This window comes from Amycolatopsis sp. NPDC023774, assembly GCF_040639695.1.
Taxonomy (GTDB): Bacteria; Actinomycetota; Actinomycetes; order Mycobacteriales; family Pseudonocardiaceae; genus Amycolatopsis.
This window is the reverse complement of record NZ_JBFAAJ010000041.1, coordinates 1-17,789: the sequence shown is the minus strand read 5'-3', so window position 1 is coordinate 17,789 and position 17,789 is coordinate 1. Positions and strand designations below refer to the sequence as shown.

The following is a 17,789-nucleotide window of genomic DNA, read 5'->3' as shown; positions in this document are numbered from 1 at the left end:
CGATCGGAGTTGATCACTCAGCGTGCGCCTGACAGGACCCTCTGCGGCCATCCGGGGGGACCCCCGCATGGCCGTTGACCTGATGTTTCACTCCGAAACCATACTCTTGGTATCGCAGCGCCAACGCACCGTCAACGAACCTGGAGCGTAACCGCTTCGCAACTCGTGATTCGGTAACCGCAGTGGTCAGACGAGTCGGCGCAATCGGCCGACGGCCTCATCGATGACTTCATTCCGCTTGCAGAACGCAAAACGCAGCAGGTGTTTCCACTCGTCCGGGTGATCGGTGAACACCTTCACGGGCACAGCCGCGACGCCGACGCGTTCGGGCAGCTCCCAGGCCAGCTCGGCGGCGTCGGTGATCCCGAGTGGACGGACGTCGGCCGTCACGAAGTACGTGCCACTGCTGGGCCGGACGGCGAAGCCCGCGTCCGCGAGCCCCGCCGACAGCCGGTCGCGCTTGTCCTGCAGGCTCGTCCGCAGCTCCTCGACCCACGGCAGCTCGTGGTCCAGGGCGTACGCGACAGCCGGCTGCAGTGGCCCGCCCGAGACGAACGTGATGAACTGCTTCGCCGCCTTCACCGCGGCCACAAGCTCGGGGGTCGAGCAGACCCAGCCGATCTTCCAGCCGGTGCAGTTGAACGTCTTGCCGGCGCTGGAGATCGACACCGTCCGCTCGCGCATGCCGGGCAGCGTGGCGAGCGGGATGTGCGACGCGTCGTCGAACACGAGGTGCTCGTAGACCTCGTCGGTCACCGCGATGAGGTCGTGCTCCACGCACAGCGCCGCCACGGCCTCCAGCTGCGCGCGCGAGAACACCGTGCCGGTCGGGTTGTGCGGCGAGTTCAGCAGCACCGCGCGGGTGCGCGGCGTGATGGCGTCGCGCAGGGCGTCGAGGTCGAGTTCGAGGCGGCCGCCCTCGGTCTCGACCAGGCCGATCACGCGCCGCTGGGCGCCGGCCATCGCGACGGCCGCGGCGTAGGAGTCGTAGTACGGCTCGACCACGATCACCTCGTCGCCGGCCTCGGTCAACGCGATGAGCGCGGCCGTGATGGCCTCGGTCGCACCCGCCGTGACCAGGACTTCCGTGTCCGGGTCGTATTCGGTGCCGTAGCGCAGCCGGTGTCGCGCGATGGCGGCGCGCAGCTCGGGCCGGCCAGGGCCCGGCGGGTACTGGTTGTCGCCGCCGAACAAGGCGTTCTTCGCCGCTTCGAGCATGCCGGCGGGTCCGTCGGTGTCGGGAAAACCCTGGCCGAGGTTCACGGCGCCGTGCTTCACGGCGAGCGCCGTCATCTCGGCGAAGATCGTCGCGGTGAAGGGGCGGAGGCGGGGGACGAGAGCTGGTTCACGCACGAAAACGCATCCTCACGGACAATGGCGTCGTGGAGCAACTCACCCCAGCCAAGGTCACGCCCGCAGACCCGCCCGGTGGCGCCGCCGATGAAGCGGAAAAACGCCGTGGCTTGCGGAGGATGAAGCAGGTCGCGCTGTCCTTCCTCCTCGGCGCCACGGTCGTCTTCCTGCTCACGAGCTGGGCGGAGTCGGCCGGCTGGCCCGCGTGGGTCGGCTACGTGAAGGCGGCTGCCGAGGCCGGCATGGTCGGCGCGCTCGCCGACTGGTTCGCCGTCACCGCGCTCTTCCGCCACCCGTTGGGCCTGCGGATCCCGCACACGGCCATCATCCCGAACAAGAAAGACCAGCTCGGCAACAGCCTGGGCGACTTCGTCGGCTCGAACTTCCTCTCCGAGGACGTGATCCGCGACAAGCTCAAGCGCGTCGAGATCTCGCGTCGCCTCGGCGGGTGGCTCTCGCAGCCGGACAACGCCGAGCGCGTGACGTCGGAGCTCGCCACGGTCGTGCGCGGCGCCGTGACGGTGCTGCGCGACGAGGACGTGCAGGCGATCATGGAACAGGCCGTGGTCAAGCGCATCGTCGACCGGCCGTGGGGCCCGCCACTGGGCAAGATCCTCGAGGGTGTGTTCGAAGACGGCGCGCACCACAAGCTCGTGGACCTGATGTGCGACCGCGCGTACGAGTGGGTGCGCGACAACCACCAGGCCATGCTGCGGGTCGTCTCCGACCGCGCGCCGAGCTGGTCGCCGAAGTTCGTCGACGAAATGCTGGCCGACAAGGTCTACGGTGAGGTGCTGTCCTTCGCGTGGGCCGTGAAGACCGACGTGAACCACCCGATGCGCCTGGCGCTGGACAAGTTCCTCGGCGAGTTCGCGCAGGACCTGCAGAACGACCCGAAGACCATGGAGCGAGCCGAGCAGATCAAGGGTCAGATCGTGCACCACGACGAGGTGCAGAGGCTGATCGGCAACGCGTGGGCCACGGCGAAGGAGATGCTGCTCAACGCGGCCGAGGACCCGTCGAGCGAGTTGCGCCGGCGCGTGCGCGCGGGTCTGCAGTCGCTGGGCGAGCGGCTGATCACGGACGACTCGCTGGCGGCGAAGGTGGACAGCTGGGTCGAGGGCGCCGCGGCGTACCTGGTGAAGAACTACTCGAAGGAGATCACCACGATCATCACCGACACGGTCGAGCGCTGGGACGCCGAGGAGACGTCGCGGAAAATCGAGTTGCAGGTCGGGCGCGACCTGCAGTTCATCCGCATCAACGGCACGGTGGTCGGTGCGCTGGCCGGCCTGGTGATCTACACGGTGGCGCAGCTGCTGTTCTGATTTGGGCTTTTCGTAGTTTTCGCCCGGTCCGGGTGCCGGAGCGTGGCTCCTCATGTGCAACCAGTGCGTATACCACACCCAGGGGGCCTTCAAACCAGTTGTCCACAGGAAGCTGAGTTATCCCCCGGGTTATCCACAGTTTTTCACGGATCTGGCCTAACGCCCATCCACAAGGTGTGGGGATCCGGTGCGTCTGCACGTGCATATCTGGTGGCCGGGCCCGAGTTGTCCACAGGCCGTCAGTTGTGCACACCCGTCGCGCGGGCGCGCCAGGTCCGAGCCTTCTCGCGGTTGCCGCAGACGCGCATGGAGCACCACGTGCGCGAGCGGTTGCGGGACTCGTCGTAGAAGGCTTCGAGGCAGTCGTCGGCCGGGCAGATCTTGAGTCGGACCCAGTCGCCCCGGATGGAAAGCCGGGTGGCGGCGACCAGTACCGCTGAGACGGCGGTGGCTCCCAGGAGCTGCGGGCCTTGGTCGTTCAGCGAGAACGTCAGCGGCACTTCGAGCTGTTCCAGGGGGAGCCGCGGATCTCCGACGGCGGCGCGCAGCGCGTCGCGGATGGCGCGGGCTTCGTCCGCGTTGCTCAGAGAGAGGTCGCGTTCGGCTGACCAGTGTTGCCACAGCCCGGGGTCGTCCAGCAGGTCTTCGCCGCGCTCGATGTCGACGGTGTTGAGGAAGTCCACCACCAGGGTCGCGTCGGTGTGCACGCAACCAGTGTACGAGCGAGGGTGGTTGCTTCATCGGCTGCTAACTCCCATACTCCGTATACTGGTTACTGGAGGGAGTCACGATCATGGGTGCCGTTCCGACCTTCGGCTCGACCGTCTTCGACTGCCCGGACCCCGTCGCGCTCGCCGGCTTCTACCGCGCGGTGCTCGACTGGCCCGAGCCCGCGGTGCACGCGGACGGCGGCTGGGTGCGCCTGACCAACCCGGCCGGCGGTACGCGCTTGGAGTTCCAGCAGGTGGCGGACTACCGCGCGCCCGAGTGGCCCTCGGCGGAGCAGCCGCAGCAGGCCCATCTAGACCTGGACGTGGACGACCTGGAAGCCGCGCACACCCGAGTGCTCTCGCTGGGCGCCAAGCTGCTCGACGACTCGCCCTCGACGTTTCGCGTCTACGCCGATCCGGTGGGCCATCCGTTCTGCCTGTGCGCCTGCTGACGCGCCGGGCGGAATCTGCGTAGTCTCGGGTGCGTGATTTGTCCGAAGTGTCAGAACCGGATGCGGGCCGTCGACAAGAACGGCATCCACATCGAACAGTGCGAGGCGTGCCGGGGGATCTTTTTGGACCACGGTGAGCTGGAGCAGATCGTCGGTGCCGAGAGCACGTACTACGGGGGATCGCACCCACCGCCGCGCTACGGGCGGGCGGACTCACCGCGCCCGTACCGGGGTGGATACGGGGACTCGCCGCGGCCCTATCGGGTTGGCGGGCACTCGGACTCGCCGCGGCCGTACGGCGGTGGCGGGTACTCGGACTCGCCGCGGCCCTACGGCGGGCATCGCGGCTACTCGGACTCACCTCGCCCCTACGGCGGCCACCGCAAGCGCAGCTTCCTTGAGAACCTGTTCGACTGAGTTGTCCGCTGTCGATCCGGTGCTCGGCCCAGACTCGGCGCCGGCCTCGGGTCGGGCACCCGCTCTTGATCCGGTGCTCGCCCTCGACCTGCGCATTTGCCCCGCGTGCGGCGACCGTGCCGACCGGCCGCGGGTCGAGGGCGCGCTCCTGACGTGTGTCCTCTGTGGACACCGGTGGCCGTACCGACGGCTGCCGCTGTTCGCACTGACGGGCCCGAGCGGCGCGGGCAAGTCCACCGTCGGCCCGGCGCTGGCCGCGCGACTGGCCGGGGACGCGGTGGTGCTGGAACAGGACGTCCTGTGGACAGGCGCCCTCCGCGACGACATCCCGGCCTTCCGCGTGGCCTGGCTCCGCATGGCGGCGATGCTGCACCAGAACGGCCGGCCGGTCGTCCTGTGCGGCACCGTCGCCCCGCAAGAAATCGAGCCCCTGCCGGAGCGCAGCTTCTTCTCCGACGTGCACTACTTGGCCCTCGTCGCGGACGACACGGCCCTCCGCAAACGCTTGCGCGCACGCCCCGCCTGGCGCGAATGGGACGAGCCGCGCATTGACGAGATGCTCGAGTTCAACCAGTGGATCCGCACGCAGGTCCCGTACCTCGACACGACCGCGGCCCTGCTCGATGACGTGGCCACCCAGGTGGAGAAATGGGTCAGGTCGAACCTGCCCGGCTAGCCGTCCGGCGGGGACGGGCCAGGTCGGACCCGACTTCCGGGCACTGGCGGCGCAGGCGAGTAGGTCGAACCCACTCCGCGATGCGCCTGAGCGGGCCGCGAGTTCGGGTTGAACCCAGCCACCTGCCGCAACGCGCCCACCGGTTGGGGCGGGCCCAGCCACCCGCCCACAGCGCGCCCACCGGTGGGGTCAGGCCCAGCGACTCATCCACGGCGCGCGGCCAGACCCTTGGGTCCGATCTAACTCAATTCCCACCGAAGCCCATCCGGCTCGTCCAGCCAGAACTCCTGGCGCGAGCCGTCCACGGTCAGGCCGAAGCGGTCGCGTTCCGGGCGGCCCAGGGAGTTCCACAGGACGAGGGCGCGCTCGGCGAGGTCCCACAGGCCGCGGGGGCCGCCTTGGGCGATTTCGAGCGTGTCGCCGTGGGTGCGGAAGCGGGCCCACGAGCCGTCGGGGTGGGTGAGGGCGAAGGGGCCCGCGTGGGGGTTCCCCGAGGAAATCGCGTCGGTCGAGCCGTCGGGGAGTTCGCGGACGGGGTGGACGCCCGGGAGTTCCAGGGACGCGAAGAACTCGAACTTCAAGCGCGGCTTCAGCAGCAAATCGATCGGCAGCCGGGTCGGGCGCCAATCCGAAGCAGCAGGTGAAGGCAGCGCGGCCGGAGCCGGACGGCGGTGGGCGCGCAGGGGCATGAAACGACCGTCGCGAGCCAGAACCCGCCCCTGGCCCGTTGCCCCCGGGCCGGCGACGAGACGAACCAGCCCCGCACCCAGGGGCCGGTTCAACGTCGTCACCACAAGACCGCCCGGCACAGTCTGCTCGAGCCAGGCCGGTGGCACCGAAGAAACCGATGCCGTACACAACACCCGGTCGAACATTACTCCCGCCGGAAACCCCAGCGCGCCATCTCCGACTTCGCACGCCGGCGCGTACCCCGCCTCCTGCAGGCGCCGGCGCGCAGCCGAAACCAACCCCGCATCGACGTCCACAGTGGACACCGAACCCGAACCGCAGCGATGGCTCAGCAAAGCCGCGTTGTACCCGGTCCCCGTGCCGATCTCCAGCACCCGCTGCCCGTCCTCCACGCGCAGCTCCTCGAGCATGATCGCCATGATCGCGGGCATGCTCGAAGAACTCGTCGGCACTCCGTCGATCGGCCCCTCGCGCCGCGCCTTCTCCCACAGGGACGAATCGTCGTCGAGCTGCGTCACCAGCACGTCGGGCGAGTAGGCCCGCTCCAGCCACCCGGGATCGTCACGGTCGACAGCCGCCCAGCCCTGGTCGACACGCGTGAAGAACCGCGGCAGGAATACGTGGCGCGGCACGCTGCGAAAGGCCTCGACCCACTTCGGGTCGTGCAGCACGTCCTCGTCGACCAGGTGTTTGACCAGCCTGCGGCGCAATCGCTGAGTCGCCATGGGGACCACCGTAGCCGGGTGAGCGGAACCACACCCGATGGTGCAAGCAGAGTGCTTGCAATAGCTAGCACGTCCGCGTACGGTCGGAAGTGTCGCGAGGAGGTGACCGGATGACAGAACCCGGCGGAGCCCAAAACCCGATCGAGAAGGTCGCGGACATCGCCTCCGACATCGGCGAGTACATCCGCCAGCAGCGGAGTTCGGCGAAGATTTCGTTGCGCCAGTTGTCGAAGCTCGCCGGCGTGTCCAATCCGTACCTGAGCCAGATCGAGCGCGGGGTCCGCAAACCCAGCGCGGAGATCCTGCAGCAGATCGCCAAGGGTCTGCGGATTTCGGCCGAAGCGCTTTACGTGCAGGCGGGAATCCTCGACGTGCCCACGGGCGGCCCGGTCGGCGACGCAATTCGCGCCGACACCGTGCTGACCGAGCGGCAGAAGCAGGTTCTGCTCGACGTCTACGAGTCCTTCCGGCGGGAGAACGCCGCCGGCACGCCCGCTGAGCCACCGGCAACCACCAAGACCACCAACGACACCACAGAGGAGTCGGCATGACCACGCCTAAGACCGAGGACGTCCGCAAGGCCGTCAGCACCGCCATCGACCAGGTCCGCACCCCGCTGCTCGCCGCGCTCGGCGCCGGCAACCTCGCGAGCCACGCCGTGACCGATGCCGTCGCGAAGGCCCGCAAGAGCGGCGAGGCCGCCCGCAAGAACCTCGAAGAGCTGCCCACCGATGTCGAGAGCCTCCGCGGCAAGCTCGACCCGGCCGAGCTGCGCAAGGTCATCGACGAGTACACCGAGGCCGCGCTCAAGCTCTACAACAAGCTGGCCGAGTCCGGCGAGCAGACCTGGGACAAGATCTCCGCGCAGCCGCAGGTGAAGAAGGCCCTCGACCAGCTCGAGGACGCGCTGACCACCGCGCAGGAGCGCGTGGACGGCCTGGCCGGCGAGACCCGCGAGCGCGTCGACGGCGTGCTGGCCAAGGTCACCAAGCGCACCCGCTCCGGCGGCGAGAAGGCCGCCCGCAAGGTGACCGAGGTCGCCGACCAGACCGCCGAGGCCGTCGAGGACCTGGGCGACGACCTCGCCCACGAGACCCGCTCGGTCGCCCGCAAGGCCGCCAACCGCACGGCGCCGAAGACCGCTTCGCCCGCCCGCCGCACCACCACGACCACCACCACGGTCGCCAAGAAACCGGCCACCGCGCCGAAGACCGAGAAGTAGGCCCTCGCACCACGTCGCCCGCTCCCCGGCGCGCCGCACCGACAGGTCGGCTGCCGGGGAGCGGGCTTTTCGCGGTTCGGCCGGCGGGGTCGGCAATCCTTGCGTCGCCGCGCGATCACCGCAGCCGCCGGACAGGGGAAGCCGCCGTGGTCCGAGGAGCGGACCGAACACCTTTGCACCTACCCGCCGCGCGCCGAAGGCCCGGCCGAAAAGCCACTTCACCGCCCACCGGACCAACCCGAACCACGCGCCCGAACGCAACACCCCCACCACGACAGAGAACTAGGTCACACCCCCTCGGCCCCGGCACCGGTGAACTGCCGGGCCAGGGGCGCGTTGGGTGGTTTGCCGTAAGCTGGCATGCGTGCTGGTTGCCGATTGGATACTTCAGGTCATCCACTGGGGCAGCGCCTTGGTCGGGCTCTTCGCCTTCGTTCATGCGCTGCTGCAGCGCTCCGACGCGTACCAGGCGGCCGACCGCAGGACCAAGCCGATCTGGTTGCTGATCACTGGCGGCGCGACGATCGCGATGGTGCTGTTCGAGGTCCAAGGTGCCGGGTTCATCTTCTGGGTGCCCGCGATGGCCGCCGCCCTCGTGTACCTGGTGGATGTGCGGCCGCGGCTCATCGAGGTGCAGCGGGGCAACCGCAATTGGTAGCCGCGTAGATTCTCTTGATGTGACCACCTGGACCATCGCCGGGAGCCTCACGGTCGTCCCCGCGCCCACCCGCACCGACCTGCTCGCCGAACCCGTCGCGAAGGCGCTCGCCGCCCTCGCGGAGCCCGACGCCGTCGGCGTCACGGAGATCGATCCCGAGCTCGCCGACACGGCGGCCTTCTGCGAGACGTACGGCTCGCCTCTCGACGCGTCGGCCAACTGCGTCGTCGTCGCCGGCAAGCGCGCCGGCGAGGTGCGCTTCGCGGCGGCCCTCGTGCTCGCCACCACGCGCGCCGACGTGAACGGCGTGATCAAGCGCCGCCTCGACGTGCGCAAGGCGTCGTTCGCGCCCATGGACGAAGCGGTGTCCCTGACCGGCATGGAGTACGGCGGCATCACCCCCGTCGGCCTGCCGGCCGACTGGCCGATCCTCATCGACGCCCGCGTGGCCGCCGCGCCGGAGCTCGTGATCGGCAGTGGCATCCGCGGCAGCAAGCTCCTCATCTCCGGCGCCGCCCTGCAGACGCTGCCCGGCGCCGAGGTCATCGAGGGCCTCGCGCGTTGACCTCCGTCTGGCTCCGCTACCTGACCGGCGACGACATCGACAGCCTCGGCATCACCAACGCCGACATCGTGGGCGCGGTCGAGGACGTGCTGGCCGACCACGGCCGCGGCGAAGTCGTGTTCGAGCCGCGCACCCACCTCGTGCCGGACAACGGCGGCAAGGGCCACTTCAACATCCTTCGCGGCCACCTCTCGGCCAAGCAGGTCAGCGGCGTGAAGGTGGTCGGCGACTTCGTCGGCAACTTCGAACGCGGCCTGCCCAGCGAGATGGCCCTGATCCTCCTGCTCGATCCCGAGACGGGCATGCCGCGCGCGATCGTCGACGGCACCATGATCACCGAGGCCCGCACGGGCGCGATGACGGCCGTCGGCGCGAAACACCTCGCGCGGCCGGGTTCGAAGGTGCTCGGCCACGTCGGCGCGCGCGGCACGGCTTGGTGGAACGTGGTGCTGCTCGACTCGCTCTTCGACTTCGACGAGATCCGCGTGACCAGCAAGCGCCCCGAGTCCCGCGAGTATTTCGCGCAAAGGCTCACCGAGCACCTCGGCAAGCAGGTCCGCGTCTGCGAAACCGCCGCCGAAACGCTCGACGGCGCCGACGTGCTAGTGGAAGCCTCTCGCCTGACGGAGCCGGAAGCACTGGTGCGCAAGGAGTTCCTGCGACCCGGTGCGTTCCTGGTGCCCTACGGCACGATCAGCGCCCTCGAGCTCACGCTGCTCGACGCCGTGGACAAGGTCGTGGTCGACAACTGGCGCGAGTCGCAGTCGGGCAACCCCCGCTTCGGCGCCCTGCGGCCCCACCTCAACGCCGGGCTGCTGACCGAAACCGGCGTGCACGCCGAAATCGGCGACGTCGTCGCGGGCAACCGCCCCGGCCGCGAGGGCGCCGAGGAGCGCATCCTCTTCTGGCACCGTGGACTGTCCACAACGGACGTCGCCGTCGCGCACATGATCCTGCAGCGCGCGGAAGCGGCGGACGTCGGCACGATGCTGCCGTACCGGTGATCGTCCGCGAGCCCGCCGACGTCCTGGCGGCGGGCGACGAGCCCCTCGAACTGCACCCCGACCTGCTCAGGCGCGTCAAAGAAAACCGCGCCGCGATGCTGGCCGCGCTCGACGCCGCCGACGGTCCGATCTACGGCGTCAACACCGGCATGGGCCGCCTCGCGGGCATGAAGCTCACACCTGCCCAGCAAGCCGAACACCAGCACAACCTGCTGGTGGGCCGCGCGGTCGGCGGCCCACCGTGGCTTTCCCCGGAGCTCACGCGGGCGATGCTGCTCATGCGTCTGCGCGGATTCCTGCGTTCCGAAGCGGCGGTGGGCCCGGAGCTCGTGACGTTCCTCGTCGACCGCCTCAACGACGGGTTCCTGCCTGCCGTCCCGCGCGGCGGCCTGGGCAGCGCCGGCGAGATCATCCCGCTGGCGCACGCGTTCCAGACGTTCACCGGCCTCGGTTCGGTGCTGGCGGACGGTGTGCTGACACCGGCCTCGACCGCGCTGGCGCGAAGAGGTGTCGAGCCGCTGAAGCTCGGCCCGAAAGAGGGCGCGAGCCTCATCCAGGGCTCCCCGCTGGCCGAGGCCTACGCGTGGGTCTGCGGCCGCCGCGCGCGAAGGCTGCTCGACCTGCAGACGCAGTGCGCCGCGATGGCCGTCGACGTCCTCGGGTCACCGCACTCGGTCTACCGGTACGGCGCGCCGGCTGCGTTCCGCGACCTGATCGCGGGCGCCGAGCCTCGCGTGGGCGTGGTGCAGGCGCCGGTCTCGGTCCGGGTCGGTCCCCGTGTGCTCGACCTGCTCAACCGCATGGCCGGCGACCTCGAAGCGGAGCTGGGAATGTCCTGGGATACCCCAGCCGATTCTCCGTCCTTTGTAGATGGTGAGTTCGTGTCCACCACCGGCTACCACGCGTCCGGGCTCGGTTTCCGCATGGACGCGCTCAAGGCCTTGCTGGTCCACGTCGGCGAGATCTCCGTACAACGGCTGCACCGCCTGCTCGACCCGCAGTTCAGCGGCCTGCCGCCGCAGCTGGCGGTGGACCCGGGACCGCAGGCGGGCCTCGTGCCGCTGCACAAACGCGCGGTCGGCGAGCTGCACGCCCTGCGCCGCCTGGCCGCGCCCGCCACGCTCGGTTCGCTCGACACCTCGGCCGGCCAGGAGGACGTGCAGGCGTTCGCGTGGGCCGCGGGCGCCGAGCTGGAGGACGCGCTGGCGCACCTGACCGCGATCACGGCGTGCGAGCTGGTCACCGCCGCGCAGGCGCGCTACCTGCGCGGCCAGGGCGCTCCCGCGCTGGAGCCGCTCTACGCGTGGGTTGCCGAACGCGTGCCGCCGGTCGTGGTGGACCGGCCGCTGGGTCCGGAGATCACGCGGCTGATCGACGACCTGCGCTAGTCGCGCCGAGCCATCTGCAGCGCGACACCCTTCGGCGTCGCCCAGCGCGTGAGCAGCGCGAAGAGCCCTTCGCACAGCAGGGCCAGGATGATCACGGCCAGACCGCCGCCGAAGATCTCGCCGTAGCCCTGGGCGCCTTCGGCGAAGCCGTCGACGATGTAGCGGCCGAGGCCACCACCGTCGTTGACGATGGCGCCGATCGCGACCGTGGCCACCAGCTGCAGGAACGCCACGCGCGCGCCCGCCACGATCACGGGTGAGGCCAGCGGCAGCTCCAGCTTCAGCATGATCTGCCACTCGCGGTAGCCGGTGCCGCGCGCCGCGTCGATGGTCTCCTGCTCCAGTTGCACGACGCCGGCGTAGGTGTTGGTGAACAGCGGCGGCAGGGCCAGCCCGACGAGCGCGAGCAGCAGTGGCCAGAAGTCCGTGTCGGCGCCCCAGCGGCTGGCCAGGAACCAGAACAGGATGATCAGGCCGAAGCTCGGGATCGCGCGCCCGATGTTCACGGCGCTACTCGCGAGGAACGCGCCGCGGCGGTAGTGCGCCAGCCACAGCGCGAGCGGGATCGTGAGCACGGCCGCGACCACCAGCGACAGCACGGAGAACCACAGGTGCTCCACCGTCCGGTAGGGCACCCCCGCGGGGTCGGTCCAGCTCCACCGGTTCGGCGCCGAGAGCCACTCGCCCAGCTGCGTGAAGACGTTCATCGCGTCCGCACCTTCCGCACCCACGGCGCCAGCGCGCGCTCGCTCAGCCACAACAACAGGTCGACGACCACCGCGAGCACCACCGACAGCACCACGCCGACGATGATCGGGCTCGGGTTCGGTGTGGTCGTCTGGATGCCGGCGCGGATGAAGTACCCGAGCCCGCCCATGCCGAGCAGCGACGTCACGGTGACCAGGCCGATCGTGGTCACGGCGGCCACGCGCAGGCCCGCGATCACCACCGGCAGCGCCAGCGGCAGCTCCACCTGCCACAGCAGCCGCCCGCGCGTGAAGCCCATGCCGACCGCGGCCTCCCGCACCTCGGCGGGCACCTGCTGCACGCCCGTGACGATGTTGCGGATCAGGATCAGCAGCGTGTAAGTGGCCAACGGGATCACCGCCGTGGTGAACGTGAGCCCGAAGAACGGGACCAGCAGCGCGAACGCCCCCAGGCTCGGGATCACGTACAGGGCACCCGTGGTGCCCAGCACCAGCGGGTAGAACCAGCGGTAACGCAGGCAGAGCGTGGCCAGCGCCAGCGACACCACCAGGCCGATGCCCAGGGCCGTGGCCGTGAGGGCGATGTGTTCACCGAGGCGCTGGCCGATGGCGTCGGCGTTGCGCTCGACCCACCGCCACTCGAAGATCGGCCGGCTGCTCTCGGTGAGCAGCGGAGTGACCGCGGACGCATGCACCACGGAAGGTTACCCCGTTCGAGCGCGGTGATTTCGGTTGTTGAGATTCGATGCCGGTGATTCCCGGTATGTGGTTTCTGTCATGGCTCACGGTTAGGGTCCAATCCTCTGTTGGCGACACGAGGAGTGTGGGGACGTGCGCTGGACCCGGAACATCCGAGCGGCCGCGTTGGTGGCGGTGGCCGCGCTCGGCCTGACCGCGTGCGGGGGTGGGGGCTCCGACAGCGGCCAGCCCGCCACGCAGAGCAAGGGCGGGGCGCCGATCGTCGTCGCGTCGTTCAACTTCACCGACAGCCAGATCCTGGCGGAGATCTACGCGGGCGCGCTCGAGGCCAAGGGCTACCCCGTCACGCGCAAGCTGAACCTGGGTTCGCGGGAGCTGATCTACCCGTCGCTCAAGTCGGGTGAGCTGCAGTTCCTGCCCGAGTACCAGGGCGCGGCGATCACGACCGGCTTCGGCAAGGACGCGGTGAAGACGGCCGACGGTGAGCACCAGCAGCTCGCCGACCTGTTCGCGCCGGACGGCATCGCGCTGCTGAACTACGCGGCGGCTGAGGACAAGAACACCTACATCATAAAGGCCGACCTGGCGAAGGCCAACGGCATCACGAGCATCAGCGACCTCAAGAAGCTGCCCAAGGTCGTCATGGCCGGGCCGCCGGAGTGCGAGTCGCGGCTGCCTTGCTACAAGGGCTTCACCGACGTCTACAAGTTGACGAACACCTCGTTCCAGACCGTGCAGGAAGCCGGGCCGCGCGTGCAGCAGCTCAACTCGGGTGCGGCGACCGTGATCCCGGTCGACTCGGTGAGCGCGCTGGTTGGCGACCCGCAGTACGTGGCCCTCAAGGACGACCTGCAGATCGTGCCGACGGAGAACGTGGTGCCGGCGGTGAACAAGAAGGTGCTCGACGAGCGCGGCACCGACTTCGCGGCCGTGGTCAACGCCGTTTCGGCGAAGCTGACCACCGACGGCATGCGCGAGCTGAACAAGCGCGTGGACTCCGACGGTGACCCGGCTGCCGACGTCGCAAAGGACTGGCTGACGCAGCAGGGCCTCGCCTGAGTGTTCTCAGCGGGAAACGGGCCGTCCGGGACTTTCCGGACGGCCCGTTTTTCGTGTGACCCTCGGCGGGAAACCCCTGGTGACGCGGTGCGCGATCGGGTGGTGTGCGAAGGTGGCGCGTGAGGGGTTCTGCCAGTACAGCGAGGAGCGAGATGGGTAAGGTCACGGCCACCGCGGAGCGCACGATCGACGCGCCGGTGGACAGGGTTCGCGAGCTGGTCGCCGACTACGCCGAGACCCGGCCGAAGCTGCTCACCGAGCACTACCGCGACTACGAGGTCACCGAGGGCGGCGTGGGCGCGGGCACCAAGGCGAGCTGGAAGCTGCAGGCCACGTCGAAGCGCGTGCGCGACGTCGCCGCGACCGTGACCGAGCCGTCGCCGGGCACCCTCGTGGAGACCGACGCGAACTCCAGCATGGTCACGACCTGGACCGTTTCGCCATCGGGCTCGGCCAGCGTGGTGCGGATCCAGACGAGCTGGGACGGCGCCGGTGGCGTCGGCGGCTTCTTCGAGAAGACCTTCGCGCCCGGCGGGCTGAAGAAGATCTACGACGGCGTGCTCGGCAAGCTCGAAGAGATCGTGTAGCGCTTGCCACACGGCCGGGCATAATCGGAATGATCGCCCCGGTTGCCTCGTTGGGCGGGAGTATGCGGGGCGATGGCCCCGGTTCGACCCCAGCCTCTACGATTTGGAGTTCAGTGGTGAACGCACCGACCCAGGCGACCGAGATCCGGCTCGCGTCCCGTCCGCACGGTGTCCCGACGTCGGCCAACTTCGACGTCGTCGACACTGACATCCCCACGCCGGCCGACGGCCAGCTCCTGGTGCGCAACGTGTTCATGAGCGTCGACCCGGCCATGCGCGGCCGGATGAACGACGCGAAGTCCTATGCGCCGCCCTACGCGGTCGGCGAGGCGATGGGCGGCGGTGCGGTCGGCGAGGTCGTGAAGTCCACTGTGGACGGCTTCGAGCCCGGTGACCACGTGCTGCACCAGCTCGGCTGGCGCACCCATGCCGTGGTCGACGCGACGAAGGTCGTGAAGGTCGACGGTTCGGTCGCACCGCTTTCGACGTACCTGGGCGTGCTCGGCATGCCGGGCCTCACCGCGTACACCGGGCTCCTGGTCACCGCGGAGTTCAAGCCGGGCGACACGGTGTTCGTTTCCGGCGCGGCCGGCGCGGTGGGTTCGCTCGTCGGCCAGCTGGCGAAGCTCAAGGGTGCCAAGCGCGTGATCGGCAGCGCGGGTTCGGCGGAGAAAGTGCGCCACCTCGTGGAAGACCTCGGCTTCGACGCCGCCTTCAACTACAAGGACGGCCCCGTCGCCCAGCAGCTGGCCGACGCCGCGCCCGAGGGCATCGACGTGTACTTCGACAACGTCGGCGGCGAGCACCTCGAAGCCGCCATCGCGTCGATGAACCTGCACGGGCGCATCACCGTGTGCGGCATGATCTCGCAGTACAACGCCACCGAGGCGACGCCCGCGCCGCGCAACCTGGTGCAGATCATCGCCAGGCGCCTGACGATTCGCGGCATGCTCGTGCTCGATCACTGGCGTCTGCAGCAGCAGTTCGTGTCCGAGGTGGCGCCTCTGGTGGCCTCGGGCGAGATCAAGTACTCGGAGACCATTGTGGACGGCATCCGCAACGCGCCGGACGCCTTCCTGGGCCTGCTCAGCGGCGCGAACACCGGCAAGATGCTGGTGCGGCTCAGCTGACTTCGCGGCGCCGGGCCGGTTCGCCGTGCTGGGGATGGCGGGCCGGCCTGACTCGTGTGGAGAATGTGCCAGTGCTGACCGGTGAAGCGATGTGGCGGCTGCTTCGAGCGGTCGACGAGCCCGGCAACCCGGAGATCCCGCACGACTACGACCACGACGCCACCCGGTGCCGGTTCCTCGCGCTCGCCGCGCGGCTGGACACAGACTTCGGCTGCCGCACCGACCGCGACCTGTGGGTGCAGGACGCGGCCCTGCACGCCCGCCTCGACATCCCCGAGGCGGCGACGCGGGGCGGCGAGAAGATCTACGTTGCCGTGAGCAACTTCGCTTCCCTCGCGATCGCCGGCCCCTGCAACCCCGACGCGTACGACAGCGAAGAGCGCGACGTCTACTTCGAAGCCGAAGACCGACGGCTCGTCGAGACCGCGCTCGCCGATCTCGGCTACCGGCTGGTCGACGAGCCGAAGATCTGGGAGCCCTACGACGGCATCAATACGGCACTGCGGCCCGAGATCACCTGGGGTGGCCGCTTCTTCGACTACCTCTGACCCGCCGTCCGATAAGCCTCGATCACGATCTGCGCCGCTCGCGTCGACTTGGCCACCACCTGATCCGCCGAGTAGCCCATGCGCGGCGAAACCCCGTCCAGGTACAGGGCGCCGTAGCCGTGGGACTGGGCGTTGAGTTGTTCGAGCAGTTCGAGGGCCTCCGCGTGGCCGTCGGTGACGGCGAGGCTGAGGGTGAGGAACGTGTCGAACAGGGCGCGGCGCTGGTCGTGCATCTCGGTGTACTCGGGGTTGGCCAGGCCGTCGGCGAAGAGGACCGCGTAGCCGAGGCGCGTGTCGATGAAGAAGCGCGTGTAGGTGCCCAGCGCGGAGGCCAGGCGGGTGACCGGGTCGGACTCCTCGGCGATGACCTTGTCGACCAGGTCGCGCAGCCGGCAGGAGGCCGCGGCGGCGACGGCGGCCATCAGGCTGGACCGGTCGGGGAAGTGGCGGTACGGCGCCGCGGCGGAGACCTTCGCGCGCTTTGCGACCTGGGCGACGGAGAACCCCTCCAGGCCCTGTTCGGCGATCAGGTCGAGGGACACGCGCACGAGCTCGGCGCGCAGGTCGCCGTGGTGGTACTTGCCGCCCATGTCGTGGATCACACCCGATCTCGGTCGCGCGAATGTAAGACCCCTCTTACCATAGAGATGTAAGAGGGGTCTTACATGGTCCGGGCGGTCGAGCCCGGAATCGTCTGGAGGATTTCATGACCACCACCACACCCGCCATCGCCGCACCGGCCGCGGGGCAGCCGCTCGCGCCGACGACGATCGTGCGCCGTGACCTGCGTCCGGACGACGTGCTGATCGACGTCGCGTTCGCCGGCATCTGCCACAGCGACATCCACCAGGCCAAAGAGGACTGGGGCACCGCGATCTTCCCCATGGTGCCCGGCCACGAGATCGCCGGCGTCGTCGCCGCGGTCGGCTCGGGCGTCACGAAGTACCAGGTCGGTGACCGCGTCGGCGTCGGCTGCATGGTCGACTCGTGCGGCGAGTGCGAGTACTGCCTGGCCGGTGTCGAGCAGTCCTGCCTGAAGGGCAATGTGCCGACCTACAACGGCGTCGGCTACGACGGCGAGAACACCTACGGCGGGTACAGCCGCCAGGTCGTCGTGAAGGACCACTTCGTTTGCCGGGTGCCGGACGGGCTGGGCCTCGACATCGCCGCGCCCCTGCTGTGCGCCGGCATCACCACGTACTCGCCGCTGCGCCAGTGGCACGTCGGGCCGGGCAAGAAGGTCGCGGTCGTCGGCCTCGGTGGGCTCGGCCACCTGGGCGTGAAGCTCGCCGTGGCCATGGGCGCCGAGGTGACCGTGCTCAGCCAGAGCCTGAAGAAGCAGGAAGACGGCCTCAAACTCGGCGCCAAGGACTACTACGCCACCGGCGACGAGGCCACGTTCGACGTCCTGCGTGGGCGCTTCGACGTCATCCTCAACACCGTTTCGGCCAAGTTGCCGATCGACGCCTACCTCAGCCTGCTGCGCGTGGGTGGCGCGATGGTGAACGTCGGCGCCCCCGGCGAGCCCCTGTCGTACAACGCTTTCTCGCTGCTGGGCGGCAACAAGATTCTCGCCGGCTCGGGCATCGGCGGCATGCGCGAGACGCAGGAGATGCTCGACTTCTGCGCCGAGCACGGCATCGGCGCCGAGATCGAGACGATCACCGCCGACCAGGTCAACACCGCCTACGAGCGCGTGGAGAACAGCGACGTGCGCTACCGCTTCGTGATCGACGCGGCGACGATCGGCGCCTGACCACCCCAATGTGGCGTTGGTTGCGTTGAGCGCACCCAACGCGGCGTTCGGTGCGTTGAGCGCACCGAACCCCCCAAAGGGGGTGGGCGGGGCCGGGCGAGAAAACCCAACGGCC

21 protein-coding genes are annotated in these 17,789 nt (G+C 69.5%); 15 read left to right on the top strand and 6 right to left on the bottom strand.

The genetic code is table 11. The features are described 5' to 3' along the window. Positions 1-186: 186 nt before the first annotated feature. Positions 187-1,353, bottom strand: a complete 1,167-nt coding sequence (locus AB0F91_RS42080) for a pyridoxal phosphate-dependent aminotransferase (RefSeq protein WP_360607260.1) — start codon at positions 1,351-1,353, stop codon at positions 187-189. 29 nt (positions 1,354-1,382) lie between these two features. Here AB0F91_RS42080 and AB0F91_RS42075 point away from each other — a divergent pair, with 29 nt between their 5' ends. Then, positions 1,383-2,681, top strand: a complete 1,299-nt coding sequence (locus AB0F91_RS42075) for a DUF445 family protein (protein ID WP_360607258.1) — start codon at positions 1,383-1,385, stop codon at positions 2,679-2,681. A gap of 239 nt (positions 2,682-2,920) precedes the next feature. On the opposite strand, the gene AB0F91_RS42070 is transcribed toward AB0F91_RS42075, so the two are convergent. Beyond that, positions 2,921-3,388: a CGNR zinc finger domain-containing protein gene (locus AB0F91_RS42070; RefSeq protein ID WP_360607256.1), complete on the bottom strand. Its 468-nt coding sequence runs from the start codon at positions 3,386-3,388 to the stop codon at positions 2,921-2,923. An 86-nt stretch (positions 3,389-3,474) separates the two neighbouring features. Between AB0F91_RS42070 and AB0F91_RS42065 the strand changes: the two genes are divergently transcribed. The 3 genes from AB0F91_RS42065 to AB0F91_RS42055 all read left to right on the top strand — a co-directional run bounded on the left by AB0F91_RS42065 (position 3,475) and on the right by AB0F91_RS42055 (position 4,936). Continuing rightward, on the top strand, positions 3,475-3,843 hold the full coding sequence (locus tag AB0F91_RS42065) for a VOC family protein (protein ID WP_360607254.1): 369 nt from the start codon (positions 3,475-3,477) through the stop codon (positions 3,841-3,843). A gap of 15 nt (positions 3,844-3,858) precedes the next feature. Continuing rightward, positions 3,859-4,260 carry a zf-TFIIB domain-containing protein gene (locus AB0F91_RS42060; protein WP_360607330.1) on the top strand — a complete coding sequence of 134 codons (402 nt, stop codon included), beginning with the start codon at positions 3,859-3,861 and terminating at the stop codon, positions 4,258-4,260. 73 nt (positions 4,261-4,333) lie between these two features. After that, positions 4,334-4,936 (top strand): AAA family ATPase, encoded by a 603-nt coding sequence (locus AB0F91_RS42055; RefSeq protein WP_360607252.1) that lies wholly within the window; start codon positions 4,334-4,336, stop codon positions 4,934-4,936. Positions 4,937-5,175: 239 nt separating this feature from the next. On the opposite strand, the gene AB0F91_RS42050 is transcribed toward AB0F91_RS42055, so the two are convergent. Further along, the gene (locus AB0F91_RS42050; RefSeq protein WP_360607250.1) at positions 5,176-6,351 is read right to left on the bottom strand and encodes a methyltransferase domain-containing protein; all 1,176 of its coding nucleotides are present in this window, start codon (positions 6,349-6,351) and stop codon (positions 5,176-5,178) included. A 110-nt stretch (positions 6,352-6,461) separates the two neighbouring features. Here AB0F91_RS42050 and AB0F91_RS42045 point away from each other — a divergent pair, with 110 nt between their 5' ends. The 6 genes from AB0F91_RS42045 (at position 6,462) to AB0F91_RS42020 (ending at position 11,188) form a co-directional block, all read left to right on the top strand. After that, the gene (locus AB0F91_RS42045) at positions 6,462-6,902 is read left to right on the top strand and encodes a helix-turn-helix transcriptional regulator (protein ID WP_360607248.1); all 441 of its coding nucleotides are present in this window, start codon (positions 6,462-6,464) and stop codon (positions 6,900-6,902) included. Next, complete coding sequence (locus tag AB0F91_RS42040) at positions 6,899-7,573, top strand: hypothetical protein (protein WP_360607246.1); 675 nt, start codon at positions 6,899-6,901, stop codon at positions 7,571-7,573. The genes AB0F91_RS42045 and AB0F91_RS42040 overlap by 4 nt, the downstream gene beginning before the upstream one ends. Positions 7,574-7,937: 364 nt before the next feature. After that, positions 7,938-8,231, top strand: a complete 294-nt coding sequence (locus AB0F91_RS42035; protein WP_360607244.1) for a DUF2516 family protein — start codon at positions 7,938-7,940, stop codon at positions 8,229-8,231. A 19-nt stretch (positions 8,232-8,250) separates the two neighbouring features. Continuing rightward, positions 8,251-8,796, top strand: coding sequence for a YbaK/EbsC family protein (locus AB0F91_RS42030; RefSeq protein WP_360607242.1), 546 nt, complete (start codon positions 8,251-8,253; stop codon positions 8,794-8,796). Beyond that, complete coding sequence (locus AB0F91_RS42025; protein ID WP_360607240.1) at positions 8,793-9,800, top strand: ornithine cyclodeaminase family protein; 1,008 nt, start codon at positions 8,793-8,795, stop codon at positions 9,798-9,800. The genes AB0F91_RS42030 and AB0F91_RS42025 overlap by 4 nt, the downstream gene beginning before the upstream one ends. A gap of 23 nt (positions 9,801-9,823) precedes the next feature. After that, positions 9,824-11,188, top strand: coding sequence for an aromatic amino acid lyase (locus tag AB0F91_RS42020; RefSeq protein ID WP_360607328.1), 1,365 nt, complete (start codon positions 9,824-9,826; stop codon positions 11,186-11,188). On the opposite strand, the gene AB0F91_RS42015 is transcribed toward AB0F91_RS42020, so the two are convergent. Beyond that, positions 11,185-11,895, bottom strand: coding sequence for an ABC transporter permease (locus AB0F91_RS42015; protein ID WP_360607238.1), 711 nt, complete (start codon positions 11,893-11,895; stop codon positions 11,185-11,187). The two genes, AB0F91_RS42020 and AB0F91_RS42015, sit on opposite strands and share 4 nt — an antisense overlap. After that, on the bottom strand, positions 11,892-12,590 hold the full coding sequence (locus tag AB0F91_RS42010) for an ABC transporter permease (RefSeq protein WP_360607236.1): 699 nt from the start codon (positions 12,588-12,590) through the stop codon (positions 11,892-11,894). The genes AB0F91_RS42015 and AB0F91_RS42010 overlap by 4 nt, the downstream gene beginning before the upstream one ends. A gap of 136 nt (positions 12,591-12,726) precedes the next feature. On the opposite strand from AB0F91_RS42010, the gene AB0F91_RS42005 reads away from it, so the two are divergent. The 4 genes from AB0F91_RS42005 (at position 12,727) to AB0F91_RS41990 (ending at position 15,918) form a co-directional block, all read left to right on the top strand. Continuing rightward, positions 12,727-13,653: an ABC transporter substrate-binding protein gene (locus AB0F91_RS42005; protein WP_360607234.1), complete on the top strand. Its 927-nt coding sequence runs from the start codon at positions 12,727-12,729 to the stop codon at positions 13,651-13,653. Positions 13,654-13,805: 152 nt separating this feature from the next. After that, complete coding sequence (locus tag AB0F91_RS42000; protein ID WP_360607232.1) at positions 13,806-14,240, top strand: SRPBCC family protein; 435 nt, start codon at positions 13,806-13,808, stop codon at positions 14,238-14,240. A gap of 116 nt (positions 14,241-14,356) precedes the next feature. Beyond that, complete coding sequence (locus tag AB0F91_RS41995; RefSeq protein ID WP_360607230.1) at positions 14,357-15,370, top strand: NADP-dependent oxidoreductase; 1,014 nt, start codon at positions 14,357-14,359, stop codon at positions 15,368-15,370. 71 nt (positions 15,371-15,441) lie between these two features. Beyond that, positions 15,442-15,918: a hypothetical protein gene (locus AB0F91_RS41990; RefSeq protein ID WP_360607228.1), complete on the top strand. Its 477-nt coding sequence runs from the start codon at positions 15,442-15,444 to the stop codon at positions 15,916-15,918. Here the strand turns inward: AB0F91_RS41990 and AB0F91_RS41985 are convergent. Then, positions 15,909-16,508 carry a TetR/AcrR family transcriptional regulator gene (locus AB0F91_RS41985; RefSeq protein WP_360607226.1) on the bottom strand — a complete coding sequence of 200 codons (600 nt, stop codon included), beginning with the start codon at positions 16,506-16,508 and terminating at the stop codon, positions 15,909-15,911. The genes AB0F91_RS41990 and AB0F91_RS41985 overlap by 10 nt on opposite strands. A gap of 116 nt (positions 16,509-16,624) precedes the next feature. On the opposite strand from AB0F91_RS41985, the gene AB0F91_RS41980 reads away from it, so the two are divergent. Then, complete coding sequence (locus AB0F91_RS41980) at positions 16,625-17,674, top strand: NAD(P)-dependent alcohol dehydrogenase (protein ID WP_360607224.1); 1,050 nt, start codon at positions 16,625-16,627, stop codon at positions 17,672-17,674. Positions 17,675-17,789: the final 115 nt, after the last annotated feature.

Bases quoted from the DNA above. Each gene is read 5' to 3' on its own strand.
- AB0F91_RS41980 (WP_360607224.1), top strand. From the start codon at position 16,625: ATGACCACCACCACACCCGCCATCGCCGCACCGGCCGCGGGGCAGCCG.
- AB0F91_RS42045 (WP_360607248.1), top strand. From the start codon at position 6,462: ATGACAGAACCCGGCGGAGCCCAAAACCCGATCGAGAAGGTCGCGGAC.
- AB0F91_RS42050 (WP_360607250.1), bottom strand. From the start codon at position 6,351: ATGGCGACTCAGCGATTGCGCCGCAGGCTGGTCAAACACCTGGTCGAC.
- AB0F91_RS42065 (WP_360607254.1), top strand. From the start codon at position 3,475: ATGGGTGCCGTTCCGACCTTCGGCTCGACCGTCTTCGACTGCCCGGAC.
- AB0F91_RS42000 (WP_360607232.1), top strand. From the start codon at position 13,806: ATGGGTAAGGTCACGGCCACCGCGGAGCGCACGATCGACGCGCCGGTG.
- AB0F91_RS42040 (WP_360607246.1), top strand. From the start codon at position 6,899: ATGACCACGCCTAAGACCGAGGACGTCCGCAAGGCCGTCAGCACCGCC.
- AB0F91_RS42015 (WP_360607238.1), bottom strand. From the start codon at position 11,895: ATGAACGTCTTCACGCAGCTGGGCGAGTGGCTCTCGGCGCCGAACCGG.
- AB0F91_RS41985 (WP_360607226.1), bottom strand. From the start codon at position 16,508: ATGGGCGGCAAGTACCACCACGGCGACCTGCGCGCCGAGCTCGTGCGC.